General features: G+C 68.7%; 17 protein-coding genes. 5 read left to right on the forward strand and 12 right to left on the reverse strand.

The genetic code is table 11. From position 1 onward, the window contains the following. Nucleotides 1-13: 13 nt before the first annotated feature. The gene (locus NO360_RS04735; protein ID WP_256306363.1) at nucleotides 14-418 is read right to left on the reverse strand and encodes a DoxX family protein; all 405 of its coding nucleotides are present in this window, start codon (nucleotides 416-418) and stop codon (nucleotides 14-16) included. 74 nt (nucleotides 419-492) lie between these two features. Here NO360_RS04735 and NO360_RS04740 point away from each other — a divergent pair, with 74 nt between their 5' ends. Both NO360_RS04740 and NO360_RS04745 read left to right on the forward strand, forming a co-directional pair. Further along, nucleotides 493-981: an FKBP-type peptidyl-prolyl cis-trans isomerase gene (locus NO360_RS04740; RefSeq protein WP_256306364.1), complete on the forward strand. Its 489-nt coding sequence runs from the start codon at nucleotides 493-495 to the stop codon at nucleotides 979-981. A gap of 156 nt (nucleotides 982-1,137) precedes the next feature. Further along, entirely contained in the window at nucleotides 1,138-1,851 is a 714-nt protein-coding gene (locus NO360_RS04745) for a CRISPR-associated protein Cas4 (protein WP_256307099.1), read from the forward strand. A gap of 112 nt (nucleotides 1,852-1,963) precedes the next feature. Here the strand turns inward: NO360_RS04745 and NO360_RS04750 are convergent, their stop codons facing one another. From NO360_RS04750 to NO360_RS04760, 3 genes are all read right to left on the reverse strand, one after another. Next, nucleotides 1,964-2,617, reverse strand: coding sequence for an L-threonylcarbamoyladenylate synthase (locus tag NO360_RS04750; RefSeq protein WP_256306365.1), 654 nt, complete (start codon nucleotides 2,615-2,617; stop codon nucleotides 1,964-1,966). Nucleotides 2,618-2,786: 169 nt separating this feature from the next. After that, a complete protein-coding gene (locus NO360_RS04755) occupies nucleotides 2,787-3,299 on the reverse strand; it encodes a redoxin domain-containing protein (RefSeq protein WP_256306366.1) in 513 nt (170 codons plus the stop codon). Beyond that, nucleotides 3,300-3,563, reverse strand: a complete 264-nt coding sequence (locus NO360_RS04760) for a glutathione S-transferase N-terminal domain-containing protein (RefSeq protein WP_256306367.1) — start codon at nucleotides 3,561-3,563, stop codon at nucleotides 3,300-3,302. It lies immediately after the preceding gene. A 218-nt stretch (nucleotides 3,564-3,781) separates the two neighbouring features. On the opposite strand from NO360_RS04760, the gene NO360_RS04765 reads away from it, so the two are divergent. Then, nucleotides 3,782-5,284, forward strand: a complete 1,503-nt coding sequence (locus tag NO360_RS04765; RefSeq protein ID WP_256306368.1) for a hemolysin family protein — start codon at nucleotides 3,782-3,784, stop codon at nucleotides 5,282-5,284. 42 nt (nucleotides 5,285-5,326) lie between these two features. Here the strand turns inward: NO360_RS04765 and NO360_RS04770 are convergent, their stop codons facing one another. After that, nucleotides 5,327-6,523, reverse strand: coding sequence for an inorganic phosphate transporter (locus tag NO360_RS04770; RefSeq protein WP_256306369.1), 1,197 nt, complete (start codon nucleotides 6,521-6,523; stop codon nucleotides 5,327-5,329). A 5-nt stretch (nucleotides 6,524-6,528) separates the two neighbouring features. Then, entirely contained in the window at nucleotides 6,529-6,750 is a 222-nt protein-coding gene (locus NO360_RS04775; RefSeq protein WP_256307141.1) for a DUF7859 family protein, read from the reverse strand. Nucleotides 6,751-6,936: 186 nt separating this feature from the next. On the opposite strand from NO360_RS04775, the gene NO360_RS04780 reads away from it, so the two are divergent. Next, a complete protein-coding gene (locus NO360_RS04780) occupies nucleotides 6,937-7,920 on the forward strand; it encodes a helix-turn-helix domain-containing protein (RefSeq protein ID WP_256306371.1) in 984 nt (327 codons plus the stop codon). Nucleotides 7,921-8,320: 400 nt separating this feature from the next. Here the strand turns inward: NO360_RS04780 and NO360_RS04785 are convergent, their stop codons facing one another. After that, a complete protein-coding gene (locus NO360_RS04785; protein WP_256306373.1) occupies nucleotides 8,321-8,854 on the reverse strand; it encodes a metallophosphoesterase in 534 nt (177 codons plus the stop codon). A 174-nt stretch (nucleotides 8,855-9,028) separates the two neighbouring features. Here NO360_RS04785 and NO360_RS04790 point away from each other — a divergent pair, with 174 nt between their 5' ends. Continuing rightward, complete coding sequence (locus NO360_RS04790; RefSeq protein ID WP_256306374.1) at nucleotides 9,029-9,970, forward strand: cation diffusion facilitator family transporter; 942 nt, start codon at nucleotides 9,029-9,031, stop codon at nucleotides 9,968-9,970. A gap of 42 nt (nucleotides 9,971-10,012) precedes the next feature. Here NO360_RS04790 and ltaE read toward each other — a convergent pair whose 3' ends face one another. From ltaE to NO360_RS04815, 5 genes are all read right to left on the reverse strand, one after another. After that, nucleotides 10,013-11,041, reverse strand: coding sequence for a low-specificity L-threonine aldolase (gene ltaE, locus NO360_RS04795; RefSeq protein WP_256306375.1), 1,029 nt, complete (start codon nucleotides 11,039-11,041; stop codon nucleotides 10,013-10,015). Between the two features lie 127 nt (nucleotides 11,042-11,168). Next, nucleotides 11,169-11,714, reverse strand: coding sequence for a DoxX family protein (locus NO360_RS04800; protein WP_256306376.1), 546 nt, complete (start codon nucleotides 11,712-11,714; stop codon nucleotides 11,169-11,171). Nucleotides 11,715-11,820: 106 nt separating this feature from the next. Then, on the reverse strand, nucleotides 11,821-12,429 hold the full coding sequence (locus NO360_RS04805) for a DUF2238 domain-containing protein (RefSeq protein ID WP_345780184.1): 609 nt from the start codon (nucleotides 12,427-12,429) through the stop codon (nucleotides 11,821-11,823). A 20-nt stretch (nucleotides 12,430-12,449) separates the two neighbouring features. Then, nucleotides 12,450-13,088, reverse strand: a complete 639-nt coding sequence (locus NO360_RS04810) for a hypothetical protein (protein WP_256306379.1) — start codon at nucleotides 13,086-13,088, stop codon at nucleotides 12,450-12,452. Between the two features lie 60 nt (nucleotides 13,089-13,148). Beyond that, the gene (locus NO360_RS04815) at nucleotides 13,149-13,964 is read right to left on the reverse strand and encodes a DUF7839 domain-containing protein (RefSeq protein WP_256306380.1); all 816 of its coding nucleotides are present in this window, start codon (nucleotides 13,962-13,964) and stop codon (nucleotides 13,149-13,151) included. Between the last annotated feature and the right edge of the window lie 55 nt (nucleotides 13,965-14,019).

Genomic DNA, 14,019 nt, shown 5'->3' on the forward strand with positions numbered 1-14,019 from the left:
TACTCGACGAACGCTACCGGTACGCCTCGCGCAGGAATACGAGCGCGGCCCCGAACATCGCCAGATTCCCGAAGAACGCGAGTCGGTCGCCGCTGCCGGAGCCCTCTTCGGCGTTCCAGAAGTCGTGCATCGTCGGCGTCACGACGGCCAGGAACGTGACGACCGCGCCGGTCGCGATTCGGGGCGCGCGCCAGAGCGCGACCCCGAGCCCCCCGACGAACATCATCCCGGAGGCGAAGGGCGCGGCGAGTTCCGGAACGGGAACGCCCTCCGACTCGGCGTACTCGATCGAGTCGTCTATGTCGCGGAAGTCCTCGGAGGCCTGGAGAGCGAGGCCGAGGCCGAACAGCACCCGTCCGAGTCGCGAGAAGGTGCCGGGTCCCTCGGCAGCGTCGTCGTGGTCGGTGTCGGCGGCCATACACACGCTCACTCGCGGGCGCTCAATAAGCGTTCGGACGACAGCCTATTTCGGCTCCCCTCCCAACGCGAGATATGAGCATCCAGGAGGGCGACCGCGTCGCCGTCGAGTACGTCGGTCGGTTCGAAGACGGCAGCGTCTTCGGGACCTCGAAGTACGCCGTCGCCGCCGAGCGCGGCCTCGACGAGGCCCAGGACCGCGACGCCGACGACTACGGCCCGCTCGCGTTCACGGTCGGCGACGGCGACGTGATCGACGGCCTCGACGAAGCGGTGCGAGGGATGACCGTCGGCGAGTCGGCCACCGTCACTGTGCCGCCGGAGTCCGCGTACGGCGAGGTCCGCTCCGAGCGGATCCGCGAGTACGACCGGGAGACGTTCGAGGGGATGGTCGGCGAAGCGCCTGAAGTCGGCCTCCACGTGCACGCCCAAAACGGCCTCCACGGCGACGTCGTCGCCGTTCGCGAGGAGACCGTCGAAGTGGATTTCAACCACGAACTCGCCGGGCAGACGCTCGTGTTCGACGTCGAAGTCGTCGACCGGCGGCCCAGCGGGAGCGACTGAGTCCCGACGGCTACGGCCGTCTGCCGGTCGCGCCGGTCGACCCGCCGAACGTTCAAATAGGAGAGGGGATCCAGAGCGCCCGTGGAATCTCCAGCCGACCGGCCCGCCCGCAGCGACGACGCGTCCCCGGCCGACAGCACGGCGGCGACCGACACGATCCCGATCTCTCACCTCGCACGCGCGGCGTACTGCCCGCGGCAGTACTACTACGCCGAGCGCGACGACGACCACGAACCGCCGGCCTCGGTCGGGGCCGTCCGCGACCTCGCGTTCCGGTACGAACGACACCGGACCGCGACGGACGAGGCCCTCCGTCGCCTGCCGATCGCCGTCGCTCCGGATCGATACCGGTCGAACCTCGCGTCGCTCGCCGAGCGCGACGACTACGACCGACTCGCGGCCCCGGCGGTCCGGGAGGCGTTCCTCCGCGGCCGCGACTGCCACGGCGTCGCACACAAAGTGCTCGGACGGGCGGACGGGACGAGCGGAACGAGCGAGAGGGACGAACCCGGCGGCCGCGACGACGCCGCGCCGCCGACGCCGACTATCGTCTCACCGGGCGATCCGCCGCCGCAGGGAGTCTGGGAACCGCAGCGGGTTCGCGCCGTCGCCGTCGCGAAGGCCCTCGCCCGGGAGCGCGAGCGCGAGATTCCCCGTGCGCTCGTCGAGTACCCGGCGCACGGCGTGGTTCGAACCGTCCGGCTGACGACGCGGAACAAGAGCGCGTACCGACGCACGCTGTGGACGGTCAGGTCGATGCGCGGCGTCCCGAGTCGCATCCGCGACGAATCGAAGTGCGACGCCTGCGAGTACCGAACCACCTGCGGGACGAAGACGCGGTCGCTGAAGACGTTGCTCGGACTCGGGTGAAGAGCGGCCGCGCGTCGGGACGGGCGGCCAGCCCTCGCGCCCCACGAGCCGATGTCGCAGGCCCGGCACGACGCCGATGTCGCACACTCGACGCGTGGCCGGTAATCGCCCGCTACCCGTCCTCGACGGTCGGTGCCGCGCCGCTCTCCTCGGTCAGCCACGCGACGATGGCGTCGGCCATCGCGCCGCGTCGGTGGACGACGTTCCGCTCGGGGTCGACGACCGTGCTCTCGGTGCCGGGCGTCGGTCCGGCGTCGACGACCACCGCGACGGCGTCGCGGAGCGCCGGGTCCAGCGTCGCGGCGTCGGTGACGCTCGGCGACCCGCTGACGTTCGCGCTCGTCGCCGTCACGGGCGTCGGCGCGACGCGCTCGAACAGGGCGAGCGCGACCTCGTGGTCGGGGATGCGGATCCCGACTCGGTCGCGGCCGGCGGTGAGGGCCTCGGGGAGCGACGGGTCGGCGTCGACGACGACAGTGACCGGTCCGGGGAGGAAGGCGCGCATAAACCGGAGCGCGCGGTCGCTCGGCCGGGCGTACCGAAGCGCGGCGTCGACGCTCGGAACGCCGAGCGAGAGGGGCTTCGACCGATCGCGCCCCTTCACCTCGAAGACGCGCTCGACGGCCGTCGGGTCGGTCGCGTCCGCCCCGAGACCGTACACCGTCTCGGTCGGGTAGACGACGGTCTCGCCGTCTGCGATCGCGGCCACGGCGGCGTCTATGGCGTCCTCAAGTCCGGGTTCGGGCGTCTCCTCGAACTCCGTCATCTGTTCGAATCGAGGCGTTCGGAGGAAAAGAGCGTGGCGGATCCCACGTCGGAGCAGACGAGCGAACGGCGGAGCCGACGGGCTAACGGCGGAGCCGACGGATGAACGGCGAAGCCGACGCGCTCACACTCGCCGGGGCGAGCCGAAACCGCGGACGGCGGTCGGGAAGTCAGTCGAGGTCGTCGATCGCGGCCTCGACCGCGTCGTAGTCGGGGAACGCCGGCCACTCTTGTGCGACCCACGCGTACTGGACCGTTCGCGACTCGTCGAGGAGGAAGGTGGCTGGTCGGTGTTCGGTCACGCCGGCCATTCCGTCCAGGTCGTTCTCGACGCCGTAGGCCGCAGCGACGTCCGCCGCGGGGTCCGAGAAGAGGCGGACTCCCGCGGCGCGGTCGTCGAGGAGGGCTTTGTGCTCGTACGGCGTGGAAACCGAGACGCCGACCACCCGAACGTCGTCGACGAAGCCCCGCTCGTCGATCTCGTTCCAGATGTACGTCGTCGGGAACGCGCCGTCCATCGGGTGGAAGACGAGTAGCGTCGGCCCCTCGGCGACGACCGACGACAGCGACGCGTCCTCCCAGTACTCCTCGTTCACCAGCGGGCGCGTGAAGTCCGGGGCGGTCTCGCCCGCTTCCGGGTGGTCGCTCTCGGGCAGGGAGACGACCTCGAAATCGAGATCCATCTACGCGCCCTCCCCGTAGGTCTTGGTCAGATACTCGACGATGTTCGCGGATTCGGACATCGTCACCCCGGTGTGCTCGTCGACGATTGCGGGAACGCTGCGCTTGCCCGAGACGCGCTTGACGACGTTGCGGTCGGCGTGCATCGGTTCGACGAAGCGCGACCGGTACGAGAGACCGAGGTCCTGAAGCGTGCGAACGACGCGCTCGCAGAACGGACACGCCTGGAGCCGATACAGCGTGATCTGTGGGTCGGAGTCGCTCATACCCGGCGTATGGCGGAAACGTCCCTAAGGCTGTCGGCCGGCGGCTGTCGACCGTCGATCGCCGGCCCCCCAGTTCCGACTGCCAGCGCGATCGACCCGGAGACCGGCACTTCGGTTCCGATCGCCGTCCGGGCGGTCGGTCGACGCTGTCGCGGCGTCACAGTCGGACGGCCGAGGGTAACTCTTAATTCCGGGGCCAGACAAGGTGACGTAGTTATATGGGTTTGTCTCCGCCACTCGCGTCTCTCGCAGCTCGACGTCCGACCGGAATCGACGACCGGACCGCGATCGAGGCGGGAACCGAGGTCCAAGCGGAAGCCGCCAGCGTCGATCTGTCGTCCGCAGCGGCGCTCCTCGCCGACTCGGTTCCGATCCTCCAGGCGGTTCCGATCAACGACACCACGGTGACCGTCGCCGGAGCCGTCGCGATACTCCTCTTGATCGGGTTCTCGGCGTTCTTCTCCTCCTCGGAGATCGCGATGTTCTCGCTGGCGAAGCACCGCATCGACTCGCTCGTCGAGGACAACGTGCCCAATGCAGAGGTCGTCAGCGATCTCAAATCGAACCCTCACCGGCTCCTGATCACGATCCTCGTCGGGAACAACATCGTCAACATCGCGATGTCCTCGATCGCGACCGCGATCGTGAGCATCTACTTCGACCCGGGGACGGCGGTGCTGGCGTCGACGTTCGGAATCACGACTCTGGTGCTCCTGTTCGGCGAGAGCGCGCCGAAGTCCTACGCCGTCGAGAACACCGAATCGTGGGCGCTCCGCATCTCCCGGCCGCTGAAGTACTCCGAGTACGCGCTGCTCCCGCTCGTCGTCGTCTTCGACTACCTCACCCGCGTCATCAACAAGGTGACCGGGGGGCGCTCGGCGATCGAGACCTCCTACATCACCCGCGACGAGATCCAGGACCTCATCCAGACCGGCGAGCGCGAGGGCGTCATCGAGGAGGAAGAGCGGGAGATGCTCGACCGGATCTTCCGCTTCAACCAGACCATCGCCAAGGAGGTGATGACGCCGCGACTCGATATGACGGCCGTTCCGAAGGACTCGACGATCGACGAGGCCATCGAGACCTGCGTCCACTCGGATCACGAGCGCGTCCCGGTCTACGACGGCAACCTCGACAACATCATCGGAATCGTCACCATTCGAGACCTCGTTCGCGAGAAGAACTACGGCTCCGGCACCGCGTCGCTGACGGATCTCGTCCAGCCGACGCTGCACGTCCCCGAGTCGAAGAACGTCGACGAACTCCTCACCGAGATCCAGGACAACCGGCTGCGGATGGTCATCGTCATCGACGAGTTCGGGACCACGGAGGGGCTCGTCACACTCGAAGACATGGTCGAGGAGATCGTCGGCGACATTCTCGAAGACGACGAGGAGGAGTCCTTCGAATACGTCGACGACCGCGAGACGCTCGTCCGCGGCGAGGTCAACATCGACGAGGTCAACGAGGAACTCGGCCTCGAACTCCCCGAGGGCGAGGAGTTCGAGACGCTCGCGGGCTTCATCTTCAACCGCGCCGGCAGACTCGTCGAAGAGGGCGAGGAGATCACCTTCGACGGGATCACCATCCGCATCGAGCAGGTCGACAACACCCGGATCATGAAGGCGCGAATCACTATCCCCGAAGGGTCGGAGTCGGAGGGAGAGGACGCGGAGCCGACGGCCGACGAGGAGGAGTCGGAGTCGCCGACGCAAGAGTGAGCGTCGCGGGCGGGAGCGAGCCCGCCCCATCCCACCTCGCCTTCACAGAACCAGATCGAGCGCGCTGAACGCACCGTACGCCAGGCCGAAGGCGAGGGCCAGCGAGCCGACCCAGGCCAACACCGTCTTGAGCATCTTCTCGCGGCTGACGCCCGCACCGTCGGCGGCGTAGCCGCTGCCGATGATCGCGCTGACGATGATCTCGTTGAACGAGACCGGAATCCCGAGCGCGACCGCCACCTGCGCGATGGCGAAAGCGGGGATCATCGCCGCGATGGAGCGCCGGGGGCCGAGCGAGGAGTAGTCCTGCGAGATGGCCTTGATCATCCGCGGCGCCCCCGTCCACGAGCCGACGAGCAGGCCCAGTCCGCCGCCGCCGAGCAGCGTCGGGAGCGGGACGGCCACCTCGCCCAAGAGCGGGACGAGCGGGCCGATCGCGAGGCCGACCTGGCTGCCGCCGGCCGAGAAGGCGACGAGACCGCCCAGAACGAGCAGGAAACGGCGCTGCCCGCGGGCGGGATCGACGACGATCTCGCGGCGGACGACGGCGACGGCGACCAGGGCGAACAGCGCGGAGACGACGGCGACGCCGACGTCGACGCCCGCGACCGGGAGCGAGAGCGAGGGCGTCGCGGCCGCGCCGACCGCCGCGAGCGACCGCCCCGATTCGCCACCCAACGCGGCGAAGCGGATGTTCGCGACGAGGAGGCCGACGACGCCGCCGAGGGCGGGCACGGCAACGCGTTCGGGGACGGACTCGTTGCGGAGGAAGCGCGCCGTCGCGTAGGCGATCCCGCCGCCGACGAACGGGGTGAGCACCCACAGCGAGACGATCTGCTGGTACTTCGCGATCGCCGGGCCGCCGCCGTTGGCGAGACCGACGCCGACGACCGCGCCGGTGACCGTGAACGCCGTCGCGATCGGGTAGCCGGCGAAGACGCCGATCGCGACGAGTGCCGCCGCGACGATGAGCGCGACCGTCGAGGCGGTGGCCGTGAGGACGGAGCCGACGACGAGTTCCGTTCCGACGGCCTGCGTCACGTTCGCGCCCTGGAGGATCGCCCCCGAGAGACCCAGCACGCCGACGACGAACCCCGCGCGCATCACCGAGATCGCGTTCGCGCCCACCGCCGGGGCGAACGGAGTCGACCCCGACGAGCCCGCACCGATCGACCACGCCATAAAGAGGCTCGCGAGGGCGGCGACGAGGAGCGTGGCGAGCGTGGCGGCCGCGACCATCCGACTTACTTCCCCCGGTACCCTTCGTCGAACCCGTCACGGAGCCCTGTCAGCGTCCGTCTGACGAAGAGGTACGCGAAGAAGACGAAGCCCAAGAGGAACACGAGAAGCACGATCAACGCGGGGTTGGACGCCGCGAAGTCGACGACCACGTCGACCTGCCCGGGGTCGCCGTCCGGGCGCAGGGCTGGAGATCGGCCGACAACTCCCGGCTGACGGGCAAGCATAGGCGGGCCTTTCCTCGGCGTCAGTAAATGCGTTTCGCCGTCGGCGCACGTTGCGACCGACGCGACAAAGCGGAGGCCGCGGTCCCGAGGGCCGGAGTCGGTTCCGGATCCCGGCGGACCGGGCCGGCCCCCGCTCGACGCACGAAAGCAAGACTCATCACACACGCGGCGAAACGTCCCCGAAAGATGGCCGACATCCTTCCCTCCCGGCCAGACCTCCCCGACGACGAGGACAAGGAACCGCGCGTCGTCGGCCTCGACAGCGAGGAGGTCGACGACCTCCTGGCGGCGATCTCCTCGACGACCGCCCGGGAACTCCTCGCGGAACTGCACGACGAACCGGGAACGCCCTCGGAGGTCGCCGAGCGCGTCGACACGTCGATCCAGAACGCCCAGTACCACCTCGACCGGCTCGAAACCGCGGGACTCATCGAATCGGCGGGAACGGCCTACTCCGAGAAGGGACGCGAGATGACGGTGTACGCGCCCTCGGACCGCGCCCTCGTGGTCGTCGCCGGCAACGAGGACGACACCACCGGGCTCCAGTCGGCGCTGACGCAGTTGCTCGGCGGACTCGGCGTCGTCGCGCTCGGCAGCGTCGTCGTCGATCGACTCGCCAGGGCCGGCAGTGCCTCGGTGGTCTCGCTCGGCTCCGGGGGCGACGGCGGGAGCGCCTCGGGCGGTGCAGCGGGCGGGGACGGCGGGGCGAATCTCACCGGCGCGACCGAAACGGGGACGCCGGTCGGAACCGCGACGGAGGCACCGGAACCCGAGACGGTGACGGAGACGGCGGCAGCGACGGAGACGTCCGGTGACGGCGGCGGGATCCAGATCGCGGAGGCGACAGAGACGCCGACGGCCGAGCCGACCGCGACGCAGACGGCCGAATCGACTGCGACGCCCGCCCCGGCGGCCGATACGCCGGTTCCGGAACAGCCCCCGGCGCCGACGGACGCGCCGTCGACGCCGACGGAGACTGTCGCGGAAGCGACGCGAACCGCAACGGACGCCACCGAGACCGTGATCGAGACCACGCAGGCGGCCGCCGGTGGCGGCGACGGCCCGCTGGAGGCGGTGGCGGCCGCGGTCGCGGCGCTCCCGCCCGGAGCGCTGTTCTTCGTCGGGGGCGTCGTCGCGCTGTCGTTCGTCGCGCTCGTCTGGCGACAGTAGCGGGTCGCGTTCGGCGGTCGGGGACGGGGAGACGGCCGACACCGACTGCGACGCGGGGAACCGAGCGGACGCTGAAACGCGGATTTGAGTCTACGTCGTCTATTTTATTCACCGGACCGACGGTACACCCGCAGGGTCGCCGCCACCGCTTCGGCCCTCCACCCGGGATTCGTCTCCCCACCCACCCCACGTGAACACCCCACCGACGCCCGCCCGGGTGCGCGGCCTCCGAACGGCCCATCCGACGATCGACGGTCGTCGTCTCCCCCTGCCCCCGAGACCGATCCGCCGGCAGTCGACGGCCGTTCGGCACCGCCCGTCCGCCCGCCAGGCCGAACGCGGGCGGCGGCGGCCCGAACTCCACTTCCTTCTTTCTGTGTCGTGCCGGTCGCCAGCGGCGTCACCGGTCCGTCGAACTGCCCCGGGGAGCGATCGTGAACGACTCGAAGACGTCGCCGTCGACGGTGACGAGTCGACCCTCGACGCCGCCCGCCGTCCGCGCTTCGAGTTCGGCGTGTGCGGCCCGATTCCCTCGCGGTTGCGCGTGGCTGCCGGGATTGAGGAGGACGACGTCGTCGGTCGCCTCGTACGTCGGCCGGTGGCTGTGGCCGAAGAGGACGACGTCGGCACCGCGCTGACGGCCGAAGAGCGGGAGCGCCGTCGGTCCGCCCGGGCGGCGGTGCGTCATCGCGAACGTGAGGCCGCCGAACGTGAAGTTCCGAGCCTCCGGGAGGCGTGATCGGATCCCCGCGTCGTCGTTGTTGCCGGTGACGCCGAGGAGGCGGGTCGCCTCGCGCTCGAAGTCGTCGAGGACGGACTCTCGCATAAAATCCCCCGTGTGCGCGACCACGTCGGCGTCGCGGACGGCCTGCAGCGTCCGCCCCGTGAGGCGGTGCGAGTCGGTACTGTGGGTGTCGGAGACGACCGTGAGCATCGACCCGGTCTACGACGGCCGACCCCAAGAACGGTCCGACTGGCCGCCGATCCTCTCGTCGCACGCGGACGGCGACTCTCTCGCGATAACCGAACCGCCGACCCTGCCGCGGTGAACGGATCACGGCTGTCCCGCCGTCCAAACCACTTTATCCCCGTCGGCGGAGGTGTGGGTATGGCCGGAAGCAAAGGCGTCGTCCTCGCGGCACTGTTCGCGAACGGGGCCATCGCGATTCTGAAGTTCGGCGGGTTCCTCCTGACCGGGAGCCCCTCGATGCTGTCGGAGACGTATCACTCGATATCGGACACCGGCAACCAGGTGTTTCTCCTCGTCGGAATTCGATTCAGCGAGAAGGAATCGAGCCGGGAGCACCCGTTCGGCTACGGGAAGGCGCAGTTCTTCTACTCGTTTCTCGTCGCCGTGCTCCTGTTCGGGATCGCGGGCTGGGAGTCGGCCAAACACGGGTACAACGCCATCGTCCACGGCGGGCACGGCGCGGCCGGGACGCTCACGCTCGCCGGGGCGACGTTCCCCTCGTGGTACGTGAACGTCGTCGTGCTGCTCGGTGCCATCGGCTTCGAGACCTACGCCTTAGCGAAGGCGAACGCGGAGATGCAGCGGCAGATCGACCACTACGGCTGGAGCGGGATCCGCGAGGCGTTCGACAAGATGAGCGACGTGACGACGCTGACGGCGTTCACCGAAGACACCATCGCGCTGGTCGGCGCGGCCCTGGCGCTCGTCGGGATCCTGCTCTCGAAGGCCACCGGCAACGAGGTGTACGACGCCGTTTCGGCCCTGCTCATCGGGCTCCTGCTGATGGGGTTCGCGCTCGCGTTGGCGTGGGAGAACAAGCGACTGATCCTCGGCGAGAGCCTCCCGGCGGACGCCGAGGCCGACCTCCGGGACGTCGTCATCGAGAGCCCGGGCGTCGTCCACCTCGACACGTTCCGGACCGTCTACGTCGGTCCGCAGACCATCCTCGTCACGATGGACGTGAGTTTCGATCCGGAAACAGAAGCGGGCGAAATCGACGAGGTCATCTCCGGCATCGAGGACCGCCTGCTGGCGGCCGACGATCGCGTGCAACACGTCTACATCGAGCCGGAGGTGTGAGCCGGATCGCACTCGATCGGTCGATTCGACCGGGAGCCGCACTCACTCGCGGAGGTCGGCAGCGACGTCCGCGACGCGGTCGACGGCCGCTTCGACGTCCGCGCGGGTCACGTCGAGGTGCGTACAGAAGCGCGTGAGGAACGGCCCGTGCGCGCCGCCGAGGACGCCGCGCTCCTCGCAGGCCTCGACGAACGTCTCGGCGTCGGCGAGGTCGTCGGTGAACACCTGCACGATGTTCGTGTCCGGGTCGGCGGCGCGGAGGCCGTCGATGTCGTCGAGCCCGCGCGCGAGGACGGCGGCGTTCTCGTGATCCGTTTCGAGCCGGTCGACGTTCTCCAGGGCCAGGACGCCAGGCGCGGCGATCACCCCGGCCTGGCGCATTCCGCCGCCGTACAGTTTGCGGACGCGACGCGCGTTCTCGACGAACGCCGCGTCCCCGGCGAGAATCGAGCCGACGGGCGCGCCGAGGCCTTTCGAGAGGCAGAACAGGACCGAGTCGACGTCGCGGACCATCCGTTCGGGGTCGACGTCGAGCGCGACGCAGGCGTTGAACAGGCGGGCGCCGTCGAGGTGGACTGAGACGTCGCGGTCGCGGGCCGCCTCGGCGGCCGCCGAGACCGATTCCGGCGGGACCGCGACGCCGCCGCGGCCGTTGTGCGTGTTTTCGAGCGCGAGCAACCCCGTGCCGGCGCGGTGCAGGCTCGTTTCGACGTACGCGGATTCGATCTGTTCGGGCGTCGGCACCGCGCGCTCGGCGTCGACCGGACGTGGCTGCAGTCCCGAGAGCTGTGCGAGTCCGCCGAGTTCCCAGCAGTAGATGTGCGACTCGCGGTCGAGGATGACCTCCTCGCCCCGATCGGCGTGGACGCGCGCCGCGATCTGATTTCCCATCGTCCCCGTCGGCACGTAGAGGGCGTCCTCGGTTCCGACGCGGTCGGCCGCGGCGGCCTCCAGTTCGTTCACCGTCGGGTCCTCGCCGTAGACGTCGTCGCCGACGTCCGCGCCCGCGGCGGCCTCCCGCATCGCCGCCGAGGGGCGCGTCACCGTGTCGGATCGAAGGTCGATTGCCATATCCGATCCTCGACGCCGGGAGCAAAGTATCCGCGGATCCGTGGGGTCGTCGTCCAATTAAACCCACCAGAAAAGGAGAGAGACGGAAGAGAGCGAGAGACGGAAGAGAGCGAGAGGGGGTCCGAAACTACCCGAGCAGGAACTTCGCGATACGCGTTTTCCCGAGCTCGGTCTTTTCGAGGATCGCGTCGAGGCCGAGGATCCGGCCCGCGCCGAGCGTCGCCACGGTGACGAAGAGCATCAGGCCCATCAGGTCACCGTTGACCAGGCCGTGCGCCCAGTCGGCGTTCCCCAGGTAGAAGAACGTCATCAGGGTGACCCCGAAGAACGAGGCCAGTCTGACGAGCGCGCCGACGACGAGGCCCAGGCCGATCAGGAACTCGCCCATCGGGATCATGAAGTTCGTGAACTCGAGCATCCACGGCGTGCTCCCGACCCACGCGAACAGCCCGGCGATCGGGCTGCCCGAGGCGTTGAGGAGGTAGCCGCTGGCGTCGAACGGTTCGCCGGAGACGAAGGCGAATTTCGTGAAGCCGGCGTGCAGGAACCAGTAACCGGTGATGATCCGCAGCGCGACGATCCAGTAGCCGGCGAGGGTGCCCTGCAGGTCGAAGTCGAGGAGGTTTCCGAACGTCGTTTCAGCGGAGGTCTGTGTTGTTGGGGTCGTGGACATAATCGTTCACCTTACAGATGAACAGTTGAACGCACGGGGGTTATAACTGGAATATGGTTCTCGGTTTTTCAGAAATCGAGAGAACGATTCGCAAAGGCGTCATCGCTCACGACTCCGCTGTGAGGAGTCGCTTCCGGAGAGATTCGGCGACGCCGGTGAGGTGTACCTGGCCGAAGACGGCGACGAGGAGCGCGCCCAGGGAGTTGAACATCGCGTCGCGGACGGTGTCGTCGAGACCGTGTTGGGCCAGCGGCATCGTGAGCCCCGTCGTGTCGGCGGCGATGTCGAGACCGAACTCGAACAGCTCCCAGATGACGCCGAACGAGAGCACGATCACGAAGATATAGACGAAGAAGAACCGTCGCGGGATGTGGATCTCCTCGTGGTGGAGGTCGATCGCCCGAGCGACGGTGTAGCCGGCGGCCGCGACGAGCGAGGCCGAGGTCGCGTGCGTGAGATGGTCCCACCAACCGATCTGACTGTAGAGTCCGGCGGATCCGAGCGTGTGCAGGAACACCGCGGTCGTGATCCAGAGGGCGAGCCACGGGTCCAGCGGGAAGTCGTAGTTCCGCCGGAGCACGGCCGGGACGAAGGTGATCAGCAGGGCGATCCCGCCGTTCGAGACCGCCTTCGGGTTGCCGGCGAAGAAGCCGTAGCCGACGAGCACGAGCAGCACGGCCTGCATTCCCCGGGTGATACGGCGCTGATTCCGCAGCGACGGTCGGGGCAGGAGCGTCATCGTCGCACCACCCGGCGGAGGAGCCGCCAGAGGAGGCGATCACGTCGCCTGAAGTAGCCGTCGAACAGCACGCCCGCGGCGAGACCGGCGAGCGTGACGTACAGCCACTCGATCATCAGCGTCTCGTTGTCGACGAGAAAGGCGGTCCCGAGGAACCGGTCGGCGTTCCACCGGAAGACGGTCCAGGCGGCTGCGGCGGCCAGCGTCGTCAGAACGACCAGTCCCACGGCGAACCAGTGAGTGACCCGCAGCGCCGTGAAGGTGTGGAGTTCGACGATGACGAGCAGCGCGAGCCCCGCCAGCGAGAGATAGGTGGCGAAGGTCCCGACCGTCCCGCCGACGAGACCGCGGACGAGGATCGGAAACAGGGCGACGACGAGTAACTCCCAGGGGAGCATCACGCGCCACTCGCGGTGGGCGACCGGCGGGAGCAGCACGACGAACCCGACGACGCCGACGAACAGGATCCAGCCGTAGTCGACGTCGAGGGCGCTCTCGACGAACACCGACGCGAGCACGCCGACCAGGAACCACGACAGGACGGCGTTCGCGCGGCCGTCGCGGAACAGGCGCTCCAGGGCGTCTTCGAAGTCCGTGAGTCTGGAGCCGTCCGGCTCTCTGACGCCGTCGTTCATCGCTCGGATCCGAGACGCTCTCGCGACATAAGCCCAGCGGCGCTCACGAGGCCGACCGGCTTACGAGTCGGCCGCGTCGACGACCTCGTAGCTCAGGTTCTGTTCCCGGAGCTTGTCGGTGTGCGCCGAGAGCAGGTCGGTCGAGGTCAAGAGGAGGATGTCGAGTCCCTTCGTGGCCGCCTCTTGAACGCCGGCGCTGCTGCCGAACCGGATGTCCGGTTCGAGATTCGCCGTGTCGGCCGCGACGATGGCTTCGACTCCCCCGACGGCGATCAGGTCGTGTTGCTCGGCGAGATCGGAGACTCGCTCCGGATCCACCGCCGAACTGCCGCCGTTTTGGACCTGTGGGACCGAGACGATCGTCACGGTCCCCAGCTCGTAGTCGACGACGCCCTCGAAGTTCGTGATTCCGACGTCGGCTCCTGCCTCGGCGTCCGTCACCGCAACCGCGGTTGCGTTTCCGGTGTCGCCCGACATCGCCCGGAGGACCCCGTCCCGCATCGTCAGCGAGACCGTCTCGCCCTCCCGGATGTCCGTCGTCGCGATGGCCGTCTCGATCTCGACCTGGCCGATGACGTCCTCGGAGACGTGTTCGACGAACCCGCGGAGCTCGTCGGTCTGGGAGATCAGCCAGTCGACGCCCTCCTTCGTCACCTCGTAGCGGCCGCGACCGTGCTTGTTGACGTACCCGTGTCCGACGAGGTCCTGGAGGTAGTCGCTGACCGCCTGGGCGGTGATACCGATCGCGTCGGCGATCTCCTGTTGATTCACCGCGGGCTGGCGCTCTGCGATCTGTACCAGAATCTGGTAGCGGGTCGCGTTCCGTTTGCTCTGGAGAACGCCGAATTTCTCGGCATCGTCCGCGTTCCTCGCCATTGACGTATCTCCGACCGCCGAGGCAAAGTAATTTTGCCTTAGTTCGCCCGAAATT

Source organism: Halobellus litoreus, assembly GCF_024464595.1.
GTDB lineage: Archaea > Halobacteriota > Halobacteria > Halobacteriales > Haloferacaceae > Haloquadratum > Haloquadratum litoreum.